Annotated in this window: 18 protein-coding genes; 1 reads left to right on the top strand and 17 read right to left on the bottom strand. The window is 66.0% G+C overall.

Annotated elements, in window-relative coordinates; all coding sequences use genetic code 11:
- Positions 1-103 precede the first annotated feature (103 nt).
- Positions 104-295: a VanZ family protein gene (locus ACIQCN_RS13275; protein WP_400611377.1), complete on the top strand. Its 192-nt coding sequence runs from the start codon at positions 104-106 to the stop codon at positions 293-295.
- An 18-nt stretch (positions 296-313) separates the two neighbouring features.
- Here ACIQCN_RS13275 and galU read toward each other — a convergent pair whose 3' ends face one another.
- The 17 genes from galU to ACIQCN_RS13360 all read right to left on the bottom strand — a co-directional run bounded on the left by galU (position 314) and on the right by ACIQCN_RS13360 (position 14,444).
- Complete coding sequence (gene galU / locus ACIQCN_RS13280) at positions 314-1,207, bottom strand: UTP--glucose-1-phosphate uridylyltransferase GalU (RefSeq protein ID WP_400611313.1); 894 nt, start codon at positions 1,205-1,207, stop codon at positions 314-316.
- Between the two features lie 9 nt (positions 1,208-1,216).
- Complete coding sequence (locus ACIQCN_RS13285) at positions 1,217-1,624, bottom strand: Hpt domain-containing protein (RefSeq protein WP_400611314.1); 408 nt, start codon at positions 1,622-1,624, stop codon at positions 1,217-1,219.
- Positions 1,625-1,688: 64 nt separating this feature from the next.
- A complete protein-coding gene (gene csrA, locus ACIQCN_RS13290) occupies positions 1,689-1,928 on the bottom strand; it encodes a carbon storage regulator CsrA (protein WP_400604706.1) in 240 nt (79 codons plus the stop codon).
- Between the two features lie 58 nt (positions 1,929-1,986).
- Positions 1,987-2,964 carry a hypothetical protein gene (locus ACIQCN_RS13295; protein WP_400611315.1) on the bottom strand — a complete coding sequence of 326 codons (978 nt, stop codon included), beginning with the start codon at positions 2,962-2,964 and terminating at the stop codon, positions 1,987-1,989.
- 8 nt (positions 2,965-2,972) lie between these two features.
- The gene (locus ACIQCN_RS13300; protein WP_400611316.1) at positions 2,973-3,797 is read right to left on the bottom strand and encodes a sigma-70 family RNA polymerase sigma factor; all 825 of its coding nucleotides are present in this window, start codon (positions 3,795-3,797) and stop codon (positions 2,973-2,975) included.
- Positions 3,798-3,986: 189 nt separating this feature from the next.
- Positions 3,987-6,038, bottom strand: a complete 2,052-nt coding sequence (locus ACIQCN_RS13305) for a flagellar biosynthesis protein FlhA (RefSeq protein ID WP_400611317.1) — start codon at positions 6,036-6,038, stop codon at positions 3,987-3,989.
- Positions 6,035-7,159 carry a flagellar biosynthesis protein FlhB gene (locus ACIQCN_RS13310; protein WP_400611318.1) on the bottom strand — a complete coding sequence of 375 codons (1,125 nt, stop codon included), beginning with the start codon at positions 7,157-7,159 and terminating at the stop codon, positions 6,035-6,037. Before ACIQCN_RS13310 ends, ACIQCN_RS13305 begins: the two co-directional genes overlap by 4 nt.
- Positions 7,160-7,918: a flagellar biosynthetic protein FliR gene (locus tag ACIQCN_RS13315; protein WP_400611319.1), complete on the bottom strand. Its 759-nt coding sequence runs from the start codon at positions 7,916-7,918 to the stop codon at positions 7,160-7,162.
- Positions 7,919-7,920: 2 nt separating this feature from the next.
- On the bottom strand, positions 7,921-8,196 hold the full coding sequence (gene fliQ / locus ACIQCN_RS13320) for a flagellar biosynthesis protein FliQ (protein WP_400604716.1): 276 nt from the start codon (positions 8,194-8,196) through the stop codon (positions 7,921-7,923).
- Entirely contained in the window at positions 8,193-9,050 is an 858-nt protein-coding gene (gene fliP, locus ACIQCN_RS13325; RefSeq protein WP_400604718.1) for a flagellar type III secretion system pore protein FliP, read from the bottom strand. Before fliP ends, fliQ begins: the two co-directional genes overlap by 4 nt.
- Entirely contained in the window at positions 9,034-9,564 is a 531-nt protein-coding gene (locus ACIQCN_RS13330; protein WP_400604720.1) for a FliO/MopB family protein, read from the bottom strand. The genes fliP and ACIQCN_RS13330 overlap by 17 nt, the downstream gene beginning before the upstream one ends.
- Positions 9,564-10,280, bottom strand: coding sequence for a flagellar motor switch protein FliN (gene fliN, locus ACIQCN_RS13335; RefSeq protein WP_400611320.1), 717 nt, complete (start codon positions 10,278-10,280; stop codon positions 9,564-9,566). The genes ACIQCN_RS13330 and fliN overlap by 1 nt, the downstream gene beginning before the upstream one ends.
- A complete protein-coding gene (locus tag ACIQCN_RS13340; RefSeq protein WP_400611321.1) occupies positions 10,277-11,185 on the bottom strand; it encodes a flagellar motor switch protein FliM in 909 nt (302 codons plus the stop codon). Before ACIQCN_RS13340 ends, fliN begins: the two co-directional genes overlap by 4 nt.
- A gap of 40 nt (positions 11,186-11,225) precedes the next feature.
- Positions 11,226-12,020, bottom strand: coding sequence for a flagellar motor protein MotB (locus ACIQCN_RS13345; protein ID WP_400604726.1), 795 nt, complete (start codon positions 12,018-12,020; stop codon positions 11,226-11,228).
- The gene (locus ACIQCN_RS13350) at positions 12,020-12,838 is read right to left on the bottom strand and encodes a motility protein A (RefSeq protein ID WP_400604728.1); all 819 of its coding nucleotides are present in this window, start codon (positions 12,836-12,838) and stop codon (positions 12,020-12,022) included. The genes ACIQCN_RS13345 and ACIQCN_RS13350 overlap by 1 nt, the downstream gene beginning before the upstream one ends.
- An 8-nt stretch (positions 12,839-12,846) precedes the next feature.
- On the bottom strand, positions 12,847-13,125 hold the full coding sequence (locus tag ACIQCN_RS13355; protein ID WP_400611322.1) for a flagellar FlbD family protein: 279 nt from the start codon (positions 13,123-13,125) through the stop codon (positions 12,847-12,849).
- A 146-nt stretch (positions 13,126-13,271) separates the two neighbouring features.
- Complete coding sequence (locus ACIQCN_RS13360) at positions 13,272-14,444, bottom strand: flagellar hook protein FlgE (protein ID WP_400604731.1); 1,173 nt, start codon at positions 14,442-14,444, stop codon at positions 13,272-13,274.
- Positions 14,445-14,446: the final 2 nt, after the last annotated feature.

Here is a 14,446-nt window from a genome sequence, read left to right on the forward strand (position 1 = left end):
ATGGGCAGTGTGAGAACTTCCATCCTGGAAGACCTCGACGTCTATCCACGAACCAGCCGCCGACCCTCGACTACACCCTCAACTGCGAAGAGCCCATCTCGGAATTCTCGGATTCGCTATTTCCGGCTGCATGGAACTGGGCCAGCTCATATTTCTTCACAACCGGTTTGCAACGCCCGTAGACCTGCTGACAAACACGTCTGGTGCGGTCATCGGGGCCCTCCTTGCCGGCGCCTCCGCACGGGCACTGGCCAAAAAAGCACAGGCCCGCCACCTTCCGGCAGCGGGCCTGTGAGCGTTTCAGCAGTACGCCTTAGTGGTTGAGGAACCCCTTCATCCAGGTCTTCAGCTCTTCACCGAACTCCACGCGCTCCGAAGCCAGCGTGATCACGGCCTTCAGGTAGCTGAGCTTGTCGCCCGTATCGAAACGGCGGCCCTTGAACACCACGCCATACACCCCGGAGCCCTCGCCCTCGGCAGCGGCCAGGGTCTGCAGCGCGTCCGTCAGCTGGATCTCCCCGCCTCGGCCCGGTTCCGTCTTCTCCAGGACGCCAAACACTGACGGGTGCAGCACGTACCGGCCGATCACTGCCAGGTTGGACGGGGCCTCCCCGACGGCCGGCTTCTCCACCAGGCTGTTCACGCGGACATAGTCCTCGCCCTCCACTGCGGTGATGTCCGCGCAGCCGTAGGCGCTGATCTGGGACGGGTCCACCTCGATCAGGGCGATCACCGATCCCCCGGTCTTCTGCTGCACTTCCATCATCGTGGTCAGCAGGTCCTCGGCCTCGTCAATGAGGTCATCGCCCAGCAGCACCGCGAACGGCTCGTTGCCCACGTGCTGGCTGGCGCACAGCACCGCGTGGCCCAGGCCCTTGGCTTCGCCCTGGCGGACGTAGTGGATGGGGCCAAGCTCAGAGGCGTGCTCAACAGCGGCCAGGCGGTCCGTGTCGCCCTTGCGTTCGAGGGTCCGCTCCAGGCCCGGCTCACGGTCAAAGTGGTCCTCCAGGGAGCGCTTGTTGCGGCCGGTGATCATCAGCAGGTCGGTGAGGCCGGCGTCAACAGCTTCCTCAACCACGTACTGGATGGCCGGACGGTCCACCACCGGCAGCATTTCCTTCGGCATCGCCTTGGTCGCGGGCAGGAAGCGGGTCCCCAATCCGGCGGCAGGAATGACGGCTTTGGTGATTTTTTTCCCGGTTGTCATAGGTGAACCCTACAAATGGCGGCTGCACAACGCCAATTCGGGGTTGTACGGCTTCGCCAGTTCCTCTACGGTCTGTATGCCGCAAGCACATACCGCAGCCATGAGCTCCCGCCCGGCCGCAAAGTCCGCGCTATTGACGGCGTCCTCGACCTGCTGCGCCAGCCAGGTCAGCCGCCCGGCACCAACCATGACCGACGCCACCCTCAGGCTGATTACGGCGTCCACGGCACCAGGGAAGTCATTGCGTTCCAGCGCAGCCGCCAGCCGGGCCCGGCGCACCTCCCACAGATCCACGTAATCCGCGGCAAAGCGGGACGCGATGTCCGGGCTCTGCAGTTTGTCCGCAAGATCCTTCAGGACCGCCGGATCCACGAGTGGTATCTGCCCATCCAGGCCCTCGCCACTTCCACTATTCATGTTTCCCCCAAACACGGTGCTGCACCTTTCGTGCGGCAGGCATCTTCCGCCTGCTGCTTTTGCTTCAGTCGTTCTTCCGGTGTCCCAAGACCGCTTTAAGCCGCTCTTCGGCGTCATCATCCATATGCGCCGCCGCGAGGTTCGCCTCGCTGATCGCCCGCACCACTTCCTCACGCTGGATGCTGATACCGCGGGGCGCTTCGATCCCGATGCGCACCACGTCTCCCCGGGACTCAAGGACGGTAATGACAATGTCATCACCTATGAGGATTTTTTCATCGACTTTGCGTGTTAGTACCAGCACAGCGCCACTCTATCCCAACGCATAATTGCGGTCTTTGCCCTCCATAAAAGAGTGACGGTCATAGCTTCGGAGCGTGCGAGGGCCTGCCGTCCACCCAGCCCACCGGTACTTCCAGCAGGTTCACCGTTTCCGGAGTGGCCGTGCCATCATTGTGCTCCACTGCAAGGCCATTAACGTGCACAGCCGCTTTGACAGCGGCCACCCACGAGGCCGTATCTGCCTCTTTCATACGCGCGTCCACTGCCAGCCACACCTGGTCTGGCGCCAGCGACGCCAAGCCGGTGAACCCCTTGTCTTCCCCGTGCGTGTAACCAATCCCCCAGGCAATAAATACCGGGTAGCCGCCCTCCACGCCCGCGGCCCGGGCCGCCACGGCAGCGGCCCTGTTGCCGAGCGGCAGATAGCCCTTGGCCCCCTGGCTGCCACCCGTGTACACACCCCGGGCACCGTGCCCGGCCGTTCCCTTACCGGATTCCACCGCAGCATCCTGCGCCATCTCCCGGCACACCTTGAGCGCGTCCGCTTGGAGTCCCACCACAACAGTGAGGTCTCCCGGGTGCCTGGCAGGGCGCGGCACCCGGTGCGCCCTGCGTCCCCGGACACCGGTTGGGGCGGCGGCCCGGGCTTCGTTGCCGGTCCGGGCTTCGTTGCCGGTCCGGGCCCCGTTGTCAGTCCGGGCGATGCTCCCGGTGGAGCGCGTGAGGTCCCGGACGAGCTCGTCGAACCCGCCGGATGCCGTGGAAACCGCCGGCGCCGAGGCCTTCCCTGCCGCGCCGCCAGGACCCGCGCCGGACTCAGCCTGGTCCGCTTCCGCAAGCAAGGCAGCAATCCCGGCGCGCGGCCGCATCCGTCCGCCGCGCTCCTGCCCTGGAGCGGGCACCCGGACCGTTACTTCGTAGTGGCGCCTGGCCAGGTACCCCTTGATGCCGCCAACAGTGACCGCCTCGGCACTGACAATCCGCGCCTCCGTCCCATACCTGGTGCGCACGCGTTCGCGCAGTTCCTCCATGGACCTGCCACTGAGCTGGACTTCCATCCCGGCGCTTACAGGGAAGGCGTGAGCGCGGGCATGCGGCGCCCGGCGTAGGCAATCCCGCCGATCGCCTGGGTGCGGAGGGACTCCAGATACGCAGCCCGCCGGCTGGCCGGCAGGCGTGACTGCGCCTGCCGCGCGCCGTCGGCTGCGGGCTCGTCGGCATAGTGGGTGGCCATGCCGTCCTGCAGGAGCCGAATCGCCTCGGCGCGCTGCTGCGACACCGCAGAGTGGGTCAGGCCCAGTTCCTCCGCCACTTCCTTCACCGTGCGGTCCCCGAAGTACACCTGCTCCACGATGTAGCGCATCTTCTCCGGCAGTGCCTGCACCGCTGTGCGCAGGAAACCCTGCCGCTCCGCAAGGAGGACTTCGGTCTCCGGGGAGGCGCCGCCGTCGGCCACCAGGAACTCCGCGATGGTTCCGTCGATGGTGGACACCGTGCGGGCTGAATCGGCGAGCGCGGCCTCCGCGGTGGCCTGGTCCACTCCGAGCGCGGCAGCGATCTCAGCGGACGACGGCGCCCTGCCGAGCTCAGCGGTCAGGGTTTCCTGGACTGCCAGGGTCTCGCGGATCCGGCGTCGGGCAGACCTGGGCGCCCAGTCACTGGACCGCATGTCATCCGCGAAGGAGCCAACAATCCGGCGGCGCGCGTAGGCGCCAAAAGGCACGCCGCGGGAAGGATCGTAGGAATCGGCCGCCGTTATGAGGGCGATGGTGCCCACTGACGCCGCGTCCTCACGCGAGATATGTGTGGCTTTGGCGCAAAGATCCGAGACGAGATACCCCACCAGCGGAAGGTTGTCGAGCACCAGCCTGTCGCGTTCGTTCCGATCCATTTTTCCCCATTTTGACAAGAGATTTGTCGGGCCAATCTGCGTGTCAAACTGTGTGACCCGCGGCACCGGCAATAAAACTATCAGCCGATTTTGCCGCTGATTCCTGCATAACCGCAGGTTATCCCTTGTTTTTGCGCAGGATCCGCACAGGTGCGTAACCCTCCGCCGCCGGTCCGCCGAAAACGGGCCTCACGCGGTGATCGGTTCGGCCATCCGGACCACCCCGACAGTCTCGATTCCGGTCTTCGCAGCAGTGGCTTCCTGGTAGGAAAGCACCACCAGTCCACCGGGCTGGGCGGACACCAGCCGGTGGACCGCCGGCCGCAGCGCCGGGGCGCACACCAGCACCGGTGCCTGCCCGGCCGCGTCCGCCCGCGCCAGGGCCTCACGCACAGCCGCCAGCAGCCCCTCCAGCCGGCCCGGGGACATCATGATCTGCGTGCCGTGCTCCGAGGGCCGCATTCCCTCCAGGAGACTCTGTTCCAGGAGCGGTTCGATGGTCAGCACGGCAAGGGAGCCGTTGCTGATGTGCTTGGCGGCAACCACCGGGCCCAGGCCCTGCCGGGCAGCCTCGATCAGCCCTTCGGGGTCGGTGGAGATCTTGGCCCGCAGGGTCAGTGCCTCGTAGATCCGGGGCAGGTCGTTGATGGGCACCTGCTCGGCCAGCAGCCCCTGCAGGACCCGCTGCACCTCTGCCAGGCTCAGCAGCCCCGGAACGAGCTCCTCCACGGCGGAGGGGCTCTGCTCCTTGACGCCCTCGTTGAGCACCCGCACGTCCTCGCGGCTGAGCAGGCGCGGCGCGTTCTCGGTGATGATCGCGGACAGGTGGGTCACCAGCACCGACACCCGGTCGATGACCGTGGCCCCGGCCATCTCCGCCGCATGCCGCATTTCCGACGGGACCCACTTGCCGGACAACCCGAAGACCGGCTCCGCCGTAGTGGTGCCCGGGAGGGCCTCCAGCTCCTCCCCCAGCGCCAGCACCCGGCCCGACGGCGCCTGGCCCCGCCCGGCCTCGACGCCGGCAATCCGGATCACGTAGGTAGACGCCGGAAGCTCCACGCTGTCGCGGGTCCTTACCGGCGGGATGACGATCCCCAGTTCCATGGCGATCTTGTGCCGCAGCGAACGGACCCGTGCGAGGAGGTCGTCCGAGGCTCCGGAAACGATGTCCACCAGGTCCGGTGCCAGCTGGATTTCCAGGGCGTGCACGCGCATCTGCTCCATGATCTCCGCGGTGGGGTCCGGCTTCGAGGCGGCCTGATTGTCTGGGGCTGATGCGAGGTCGGCCGCTGCCTTGCTGTCTGCCGCGGCCTTGACCCGCTGGGAGGCGAAGAGCAGGAATGCGCCCACCAGGATGAACGGCAGCTTGGGCATGCCCGGAATCAGTGCCATGACGATCGCCGCCAGGCCCGCGATCATGAGGGCATTGCGGGACTGCGCCAGCTGCGAGGAGGCCGTGGAGCCCATGTCCGATTCCGCATTGGAACGGGTAACGATCATGCCTGTGGCTACGGCCATTAACAACGCGGGAATCTGGCTGACCAGCCCGTCGCCAATGGTCAGCAGGCTGTAGGTATCCAGCGCGTCCATGATGTCCATGCCGCGCTGGACCATGCCGATGGCCACCCCGCCCAGCAGGTTGACGACGATGATGATGATGCCCACGATCGCATCGCCCTTGACGAACTTGGAGGCTCCGTCCATGGCACCGTAGAAATCCGCCTCCGCCGAAACCTCCGAGCGGCGTTCCCGCGCCTGGTCATCCGTGATCAGGCCGGCGTTCAGATCGGCGTCAATGGCCATCTGTTTGCCGGGCATGGCATCCAGGGTGAACCTGGCCCCTACTTCCGCCACGCGCTCGGCTCCCTTTGTGACCACCACGAACTGGATGACCACCAGGATCAGGAACACGACGATGCCGATGATCATGTTCCCGCCCACGGTCACCTGGCCGAAAGCATCGATCACCTGCCCGGCGTGCGCCTCACCCAGGACCAGCCTGGTGGAGGCGACATTGAGTCCCAGCCGGAACAGCGTGGCCACCAGCAGCAGGGACGGGAACACGGAGAAGTCCATGGGCTTCTTGACGAACATCGTGTTCAGCAGGACCACCAAGGCAAACAGGATGTTTGCCACGATCAGGAAGTCCAGGAGCTGGGCGGGGACAGGCACCACCAGGAGCAGGATGATGCCTACGACGCCGACCGGCACCGCCAAACGGCCAAGGTTGCGGTTCATCGTGCGTGCCTTCCGGTTGCAGGGGTTTGGGGTGCCGGGACCTGATGGGAATTGATGGTGTGGGTGCCTGCCGCGGAGCCGCGCGCCTTGAGCTGCATGGTGAACGCCAGAACAGCTGCGACCGCGCTGTACAGTTCCACCGGGATCTCCTGGCCTATCTCGCAGGACGCATGCAGCGCGCGTGCCAGGGGCACGTCGCGGACCAGGGGCACGCCCCTGGCCTCCGCCTCTTCACGGATCCGCAGTGCGATGTGGCCGGCCCCCTTGGCGGTGACGCGCGGGGCCGACTTTCCGGCCTCATAGCGAAGCGCGACGGCGATGTGCGTGGGGTTGACCAGTACGACGTCGGATTCGCCCACCGCGGCGATCATCCGGTTCCGGCTCATCGAGAGCTGCCGGGAGCGGCGCTGGGACTTGACCAGCGGATCGCCGTCGGAATTCTTGTGCTCGTCCTTGACTTCCTTCTTGGTCATCCTGGTGCGCTTGCGGTTCCGGCGCATGACCACCCAGACGTCCGCGAGGGCCAGGACAATGCCCGCTGCGACGGCGTACTGGATGAGCGCACCGATGCCGCCGCCGGCCGAGGCCAGCAGAGAAGCCACCGACAGGCCGCCGGCTGTCATGAGCACCGGCACCAGCCCTTGGATCACCAGGTACAGCACCAGCCCCACGACGGCCGTTTTCAGCAAGGCTTTGACGCCCTGCCAGAGCGCCTGGGTCCCGAAGGTCTGTTTCATGCCCGCCGCCAGGTTGAACTGTTCGAATTTGCCGCGGAACTTGCGGAAATTGATGCCGCCCTGGCCGGCGGCGCCGAGGAACACGGCCAGGAGAACCACGCCGAGCATCGGCAACAGGCTGGCCCCCATGGACGCGAGCCCATCCGCCAGCATTCGCAGGGCCTCGTCCGGATCCGGGTTGCGGACCGCCGCGGGGATGTTGAAGAGCTGGTCATTGGCCGCCTGTGCTGCCCTGTCCAGGGTTGATGGCATCATCAGCGCGGCGGCACCGATGCCCAGCCACGCCGTGAGGTCCTGGGACTTGGATAACTGGCCCTTGGAACGGACCTCCTTCATCCGTTTCTCGGTGGCTTGCTCGGTGCGTTCACCGGAGTCCTGGGACATCTACCTCACCCCCGTCAGCGTGTTGACGGCGTCGCCGCTGATCGCGGCCACAACCCCGGGCAGCGCCACGAAAATCACGGCCGAAAAGATCAGTGTCAGCAGGATCTTCAGTGGGAAGCCCAGGGCGAACGCATTCAACGCCGGCGCCACGCGGGTCAGCAGGCCAAGCCCCACATCGGCCAGGAACAGTACCACCAGCAGCGGCCCGGCAATCTGCACCGCCGCCAGGAACATGCCCGTGGTGCCCGTGACCATGAGTTCACCGGCGCGGGAGAGGTCCACCGAGCCGGCGATCGGCAGCGCCGTGAAGCTCCGGGCAAGCCCGCCCAGGATCAGCTGGTAGCCGTCGCTCACGAACAGCAGGGCCAAAGCTGTCATCTGGAACAGCCTGGTGAACTGGGCACCGTTGACCATGGACTGCGGGTCGAAGGCCTGCGCGAGCTGGAAGCCACCGAACAGGTCGATCAGGTTCCCGGCGGACTGCAGCGCTGAGAACACCAGCATGACCAGGAAACCCAGCACGCCTCCGGTAAGGATTTCCATGGTCAGGGCACCCACGAAGCCGGCCGTGTCCAACGGTTCATAGCCGGGCGCCGCCTGCGGCGAGACGGCCAGGGCCAGTCCGATACCCAGCATGGCCTTGATCCGCAACGGAAAGGCGTTGTAGGAGAACGGCGGGGCGATGGCCAGGAAGGTCACCATCCGCACGGATGCGAGCATGACGGCTTCCAGCCATGCCTGGTTGAGCGGGATTTCCACGGCTAACCGTTTCCCAGCAGTGAGGGAATCTTCTCGAACAGCATCTGGGTGAACGTCACGGCTTCGGCGATCATCCAGTGCCCGGATACCATCAGGACCACCGCAACGGCGATTGCCTTGGGGACGAAGGACAGCGTGACTTCCTGGATCTGCGTGATGGACTGCAGCAGCGAGATGCCGAATCCCACGGCGAGCGCCGTGATCAGCACGGGCGCGGACAGCTTGGCGGCCAGCCAAAGGGCCTGCAGGCCGATGTCCATGACTGCGCTGGTGTTCATCCCGTTCCCGCATAACTGCCCACCAGGGCTTTGATGACCAGGCCCCAGCCGTCCACCAGGATGAACAGCAGGATCTTGAACGGCAGCGAGATCATTACCGGCGGAAGCATCATCATGCCCATGGACATCAGGGCGGAGGCGACCACGAGGTCGATGACCAGGAACGGCACAAAGATGACGAAGCCGATGATGAATGCGGCCCGAAGCTCGGAGACCATGAAGGAAGGGATCAGTGTCAGCAGCGGCACCGCTTCCGGACTGGCCGGGTTTTCCATCTCCGCCGCCCGCGTCATGAGCGCGATGTCCTCTTCCCTGGTATGGGCGAGCATGAACGCCTGCAGCGGTTTGACGCCTGTCTCATAGGCGGTGTCGAATGTCATTTCACCGTTGAGGTAAGGCTGGAGCGCAGTCTCGTTGATCAGGGTCAGGACCGGTCCCATGATGAACAGGGACAGGAAAAGCGCGAGCCCGGCCAGCACCTGGTTGGGCGGGATGGAGGGCAGGCCCAGGGCGTTGCGGGCCATGGCCAGGACCACGAAAATCTTGGTGAACGAGGACATCATCAGCAGCAGCGACGGCGCCACCGCCAGAAGCGTAATGCCGAGCAGCGTGACGATGGCGCCCGCCGGTGCACCATCGGGTCCGTTGATTTCCACGGAGAAGCCGCCGTTGGTGTCCTCCGGGGCGTTTGGATCCGCCGGAGGGGTGGGATCCACCGGGGGCAGCGGCGCGGCATGGCCGGCCGCCGATGCCCAGAGAATCAGGGCCGCGGCCACGAAAATGGCCGCAAGAAGGTGCAGCACCCCGGTGCGGGGGCGCAGGGATGAAACGGGCAAGTTAGTTCCTGGAACCATTCGTCAGGGCATCCGTGCCAGGTGTGTCGACGGCGTCCGTGCCGTTTTTCGGCGCATCTGCGCCGTTTCTCAGCGCCGCGGCGCTGTCCTGCCAGGTCTTGAGCGAAAGGATGGAACCCTCCAGCCCGGTGCGTGATTCGCGCGCGCGGCGACGTTCACGGCGCTTCCGGCTGATCGCCGTCGTGCTTCCACCCGTCTCCGCCGCCAGCGCGGCGCCGAAAGAAACAACCGGGGCTGCCTGCCCGGCCTCGGGTTTGGCCGTGCGGGCCTCGGTGCTGCCAATGACCGTCACGGACTGTTCGGTGACGCCCAGCAGCAGCCGCTGCCCGTCCGCCTCAACGATGACCACCGAGGCCTTCTGGCCGATTCCCTGCCGGGCAATGAGCTGAAGGGGGCGGGTACTTCCGACGGCGGCCCCGGCGTTCCTGCCGAAGCGCCGCTGGATGAGCCACAGCAGCGCCAGCACGGCTCCCAGCGAGAGGATCACCCTCAGCCAGAGAATCAGCTCGTCCATCAGTGGACGCCGTCGGCGATGTCGAGGATACGGGTGATCCGCACGGCGTAGTCCTGGTCAACCACCACTACTTCGCCGTGTGCGATGACCCGGCCGTTGAGCAGGACATCCGCAGGAGCGCCGGCGGAACGGTCCAGCTCAACAACGCCGCCCGGCTCCAGGTTCAGGACGTCACGGACCGACATCCGGGTCCGCCCGATTTCGACAGTCAGCGCCATCTCCACGTTGTTGATCCTGCCGAGCTTTCCGGCCATGCTGCCGTGCTGTTGCGGGTCTGCCGCCGGGACCGCGGAGCCGCCGAGCACTCCATTTTCCCGGACACGGATGCCGAACCACCCGGCCGTGTTTTGCATGTCCCGAAGTTCGAACACCACCGTCCCGGGATCCGTGAACAGTGCCGTGGCGTCCTCGTTCCGGCAGTCTCCCAGGACCCCCGTACCCAGCGCGGCGCTGGCGTTCTCCAGCGCCGGGCGGAGCACGCTGGCGGCGGTGACCAGACCTGCCCCTCCTCCCGCGGGCAGGACGGAGTCGGCGTCCACCAGCGCAATGGCGATGTCCGCGGATACAGAGCCGACGAAGTTGGCGCTGACTGCGGAGCCGGCGGCGCCGGGGGGAAGGGCGGCCGTGACAGGCACGGCCGTGAGCGGAACAGGGGTGGGCAGCAGCTCAACCAGGGCGGCTGCGGCTGAGGTTTGCAGGGTGCGGTTTGCGCTCATCGGCGGGTCTCCTGGGTATTGACGATAACTGCGGCCAGCCGTGCACCGTTTGCTCCTGGCGCAGCCTGCGCCAGCGCCCGTCCTTCCACGGTGATGTCCAGCGGCCGGTGGGTGGGATGAGGCAAGGGCACCAAGTCCCCCACTGCCAGGTTCAGGACTGTGCTGGGGCGGACGCTGGCCGGGGTCAGGCTCAGCGAAACATCCACAGGCACGTAGCCCAGCTGCTCCAGCAGCATTTCCTTCGAGTTTTCCGCCGAAACGGTGGGGTTTGCGGCGCCGAGGCCTGACAGCAGCACCTCGGCGGGCATGGCAATGGTTGCATCTGCTGCGTCTTCGCCCACCCGGATGCTGAAGGCGGCCACAATCATCAGGTCCGTGGTGGCGGCCGCCTGGGCGAACTGGGAGTTGTGCTGGATGCTTTCGAGGCTGATGGCCGGTTCCATCAGGGTGCCCAGAGAGTAGCGGAGGTCCTCGAGGGCGTCCTCCATGAGGCGCCGCACCAGCGAATGCTCGATCTGCGTGAATTTGCGTTCCGGCGCCGTCCGGCTCCCGTTGCCGCCCAGCATTCGGCCCACCCAGGCCAGGCCTGCGGCGGTGGGGAATTGGATAACGGCTTTGGAGTCCAGGCCCTCGAGCCGGCAAAGGACCATGGCCGTGGTGGACGGCAGCGATGCAGCATAGGCGTCGTAGGTCTGCATCAGGACGTTGCCGAAGGTCACCTGGGACTTCACCCGGACCTTGGCGGTCAGCTGGGTGCCCCACTGGCGGGCAAAAGTCTCAAAGGCCAGTTCCAGGATCCGGCTGTGCTCGCGGGCAAGGGTGGTGGGACGCCGGAAGTCATAGACTTCCACCGTCCGCGGCGCCCTTCCCCGCGGGTTCATGTGCTGCATTTCCTCTGGACTCACGGCTGCTACTATCGGCCGCGGCAGTCTTGGCGTAAGGCGGTCAGGTGGCGCGCGATTTGAGGATTCCGGGAATCAGCGCACGGACCGTTTCGCTTTCATCCGAAAGGACCACGACGTCGGTGCGCCGGTTGAGCCTCAGTTCGTCCGCCGTTTTGCCGGGCGTTAGCGGACGCGCGGAGCCGAACCCCACGGCGCGGATGCGTTCCGGCCTCACACCACCCGGCCCGATCAGGTTTCGCACCACGTTGGTGGCGCGTTCGGAGGACAGTTCCCAATAGCGGGGATTCGGCGCGTCCACCCTGGCCGTGTGACCTTCGACCGCCACCTCGCGCCCGGTCGGCGACACAACAGGACGGATGGTATCCAGCACCTGAACGGTCTGGTCCGTCAGTTCCGCGGAATCCGGGCGGAAGAACGCCTCGGCACCGACCAGGCGGATGCTCAGTCCGCGCTCATCGATGGCAAACCTGACCGCATCCAACAGGCCCTCCCGGGCAAGGTCCTTGCTGATACGGGCCTTGATGGCCAGCAGTTCGTCCGTTTCGGCCATGGCCAGCTCGAGGTCTGTCATGCCCTCGAGTTCGGCGTTGACTTTCTCGGGGGTCACCACCACGCCCTCTGCGGTGTCCACCTTGCCCTCATTGACCACCCCGAAACCGCTGGCCAGGGAATTCTTCAACTTCTCGAATTTTTGGGCGTCCACCGAGGACATGGCGAACAGCACGATGAACAGGCACATCAGGACGGTGACCATGTCCGTATAGGAGGCCATCCAGCGTTCGTCAGGATGCTCTTCCGGTGGGACGTAGGCCTGCCGTCCACGCCGGCGGGACATCAGGCGGCATCCTCAAGTGGCGGCGCGCCGTCCTTTGCCAAGGACTTCTTACCGGTTCCTTCCTTGGGCAGGGCGTGGGCCGGAACCATGGCCCGCAGCCGTTCCTGCAGCAGAAGCGGCTGGCTGCCGGCCTGGATCGCCAGGACCCCCTCCATCAGCAGCTGCATCCGGGCCAGTTCCAGCTCGTTGACCTTGGCCAGACGGCTGCCGAGCGGAAGCCAGATGAAGTTGGCCGACAGCAGGCCCCAAAGCGTAGCCACGAAGGCGGCTGCGATCATGTGGCCCAGTTCGTCCGGGTTGGAGAGGTTCTCCAGGACGTGCGTCAGGGATACCACGGTCCCAATGATGCCGATGGTTGGCGCGTAGCCGCCCATGCCCATGAAGAACTTGGAGCAGGCGTGGTCAGACTTCGCCTTGGTGGCGATTTCGTCCTCGAGCATGATGCGCAGGTCTTCGCCATCCGTGCCGTCCGCAACGTTCTGCAGGGCGCCGCGCAGGAACGGGTCCTCCTGCTTGCCGGCTTCCTCCTCGAGTGCCAGCAACCCCTCGCTGCGCGCTTTCTCCGCGAGGACCACAATCTGGTCGATGCTGTCCTGGGGTTTGGTGGTGCGCCCCATGAACGCCTTGGGCAGGGAGTTGAAGGCCCGGAGCGCCTCACGCATGGTGGTTCCCGCCAGGCCCACCGCCAAGGTACCGCCGATGACCATGATCATGGGTGCAGGGAGCAGGATCGAGGTCACGCTGGAGCCTTCGAGCGTGATCATGGCGTAGAGCGAGCCGAACGCCAGCAGCAGGCCGATTATTGTTGCGGGATCCATAACTACTCTCAGTGTGTGGGTGGCTGCTCAGCCGCGGGGGCCGGCGGGACGATGCTCAGTGGCCGCGCCCCTGGCTCCGGGGCGCGCACCGGAAGGTCACGGGCTGCCGCCAGGACCCGCGCACGCCAGCCGGCGATCAGGTCGATGACGGCGTCCAGCGGCTCCGTGACGATGTACTTGGCCCCGTCCACCATCACCAGCGTGGTGTCCGGACTGGCATACATGCGTTCGATCAGGTCCGGGTTGACGGCAAACTGTGCACCGTTCAGACGGGTTACAACTATCACGGGGCCCACTCCTGCATTCCGAGCCCGGCGGGCTGTCCCACTAAACTCTCGGCAGCCAAGGACCAACCGTTAGCATCGGGGTCTTGTCCACTTCGGGGCCTTGCGCGGCCGCCTTAAGGCTTCTACGTGGACACGAACCCCAAGCGTTACCGCTTCAGGTTGGTCAGTTCCTGGAGCACCTCGTCGGAGGTGGTGATGATGCGCGAGTTCGCCTGGAAGCCGCGCTGGGCCACGATGAGGTTGGTGAATTCCTGCGACAGGTCCACGTTGGACATCTCCAGGTATCCACCGGCGAGGGTCCCCACGCCGGGGTCCCCGGCGCTGCCGATGACGGCGCCGCCGGAGTTCGGTGTGGAGCGGTAACCGGAGTCACCGGCCTTTTCCAGCCCGCCCGGGTTGGTGAAGGTGGCCAGCGCCACCTTTCCGACCGCTTCCCGGGCGCCGTTGCTGAACGAGCCTACGATGGTGCCGTCCGGCGACAGGGTGAAGGACTGCAGCGTGCCGGCGGCGCGCCCGTTCTGGCCGGTGCTGACCAGGGTGTTCAGGCCCGCGTAGCCGGTGACGGCCGTCAGGTCCACCGTGATGCCGCCGACCGTCATGGTTCCCCCGCCGGTCTGCTTGCCGTTGGCAAACGCAAGGTTCGTTGCCCCGGTGGCGCCCGCTCCGTCGTCTCCCGTTACTGCCCAGCCGCCGGCCGTGCGGCTGAAGGTGAGCGCCATGGTGCGGACCCTGCCCGTACCGTCAAAAACGTCAATGTCCCGCACCAGCTGTGTGCCGACGGCGCTTTCGGAAGGCAGGTTTCCGCCCATACCCGCCGCTGTGGTTGCCGTGGCAGGCGCCGTCTCCCGCGGGTCAGCGGTCAAATTGCCGAGGGCGCCGCCGGTGGGAACCTTGCCGTTGACGGCTTTCCAGCCCTGCAGCAGGGCGCCGTCCGGGGTGACGAAGCGGCCCTGCGCGTCGAGGTCCAAGGCACCGGCGCGGGTGTAGAACTGCTCGCCGCCCTTGCGGGTCACGAAGAAGCCGTCCCCGGAAATCATCATGTCCGTGGAGCGGCCGGTGGACTGGGCAGAACCCTGGGAGAAGTTGGTGGAGATGCCCGCCACCTGGACGCCCAGTCCCACCTGCGCCGGATTGGTTCCGCCCACCGTGGGGCTGCCGGAACCTGCACCCTGCGTCATCTGGGACAGGGTGTCCTGGAACTGTGTGGCCGAGGCCTTGAAGCCGGTGGTGTTCACGTTGGCGATGTTGTTACCGGTGACGTCGAGCATGGTCTGGTGCGAGCGGAGTCCGGAAATGCCGGAATACAGGGAGCGGAGCATGG

Source organism: Pseudarthrobacter sp. NPDC092424, assembly GCF_044754925.1.
Classification (GTDB): Bacteria; Actinomycetota; Actinomycetes; order Actinomycetales; family Micrococcaceae; genus Arthrobacter.

Coding starts and splice junctions, on each gene's coding strand:
- galU (WP_400611313.1), bottom strand. CDS start 1,207: ATGACAACCGGGAAAAAAATCACCAAAGCCGTCATTCCTGCCGCCGGA.
- ACIQCN_RS13285 (WP_400611314.1), bottom strand. CDS start 1,624: ATGAATAGTGGAAGTGGCGAGGGCCTGGATGGGCAGATACCACTCGTG.
- ACIQCN_RS13295 (WP_400611315.1), bottom strand. CDS start 2,964: ATGGAAGTCCAGCTCAGTGGCAGGTCCATGGAGGAACTGCGCGAACGC.
- ACIQCN_RS13300 (WP_400611316.1), bottom strand. CDS start 3,797: ATGGATCGGAACGAACGCGACAGGCTGGTGCTCGACAACCTTCCGCTG.
- ACIQCN_RS13305 (WP_400611317.1), bottom strand. CDS start 6,038: ATGAACCGCAACCTTGGCCGTTTGGCGGTGCCGGTCGGCGTCGTAGGC.
- ACIQCN_RS13310 (WP_400611318.1), bottom strand. CDS start 7,159: ATGTCCCAGGACTCCGGTGAACGCACCGAGCAAGCCACCGAGAAACGG.
- fliQ (WP_400604716.1), bottom strand. CDS start 8,196: ATGAACACCAGCGCAGTCATGGACATCGGCCTGCAGGCCCTTTGGCTG.
- fliP (WP_400604718.1), bottom strand. CDS start 9,050: ATGGTTCCAGGAACTAACTTGCCCGTTTCATCCCTGCGCCCCCGCACC.
- ACIQCN_RS13330 (WP_400604720.1), bottom strand. CDS start 9,564: ATGGACGAGCTGATTCTCTGGCTGAGGGTGATCCTCTCGCTGGGAGCC.
- fliN (WP_400611320.1), bottom strand. CDS start 10,280: ATGAGCGCAAACCGCACCCTGCAAACCTCAGCCGCAGCCGCCCTGGTT.
- ACIQCN_RS13345 (WP_400604726.1), bottom strand. CDS start 12,020: ATGTCCCGCCGGCGTGGACGGCAGGCCTACGTCCCACCGGAAGAGCAT.
- ACIQCN_RS13350 (WP_400604728.1), bottom strand. CDS start 12,838: ATGGATCCCGCAACAATAATCGGCCTGCTGCTGGCGTTCGGCTCGCTC.
- ACIQCN_RS13360 (WP_400604731.1), bottom strand. CDS start 14,444: ATGCTCCGCTCCCTGTATTCCGGCATTTCCGGACTCCGCTCGCACCAG.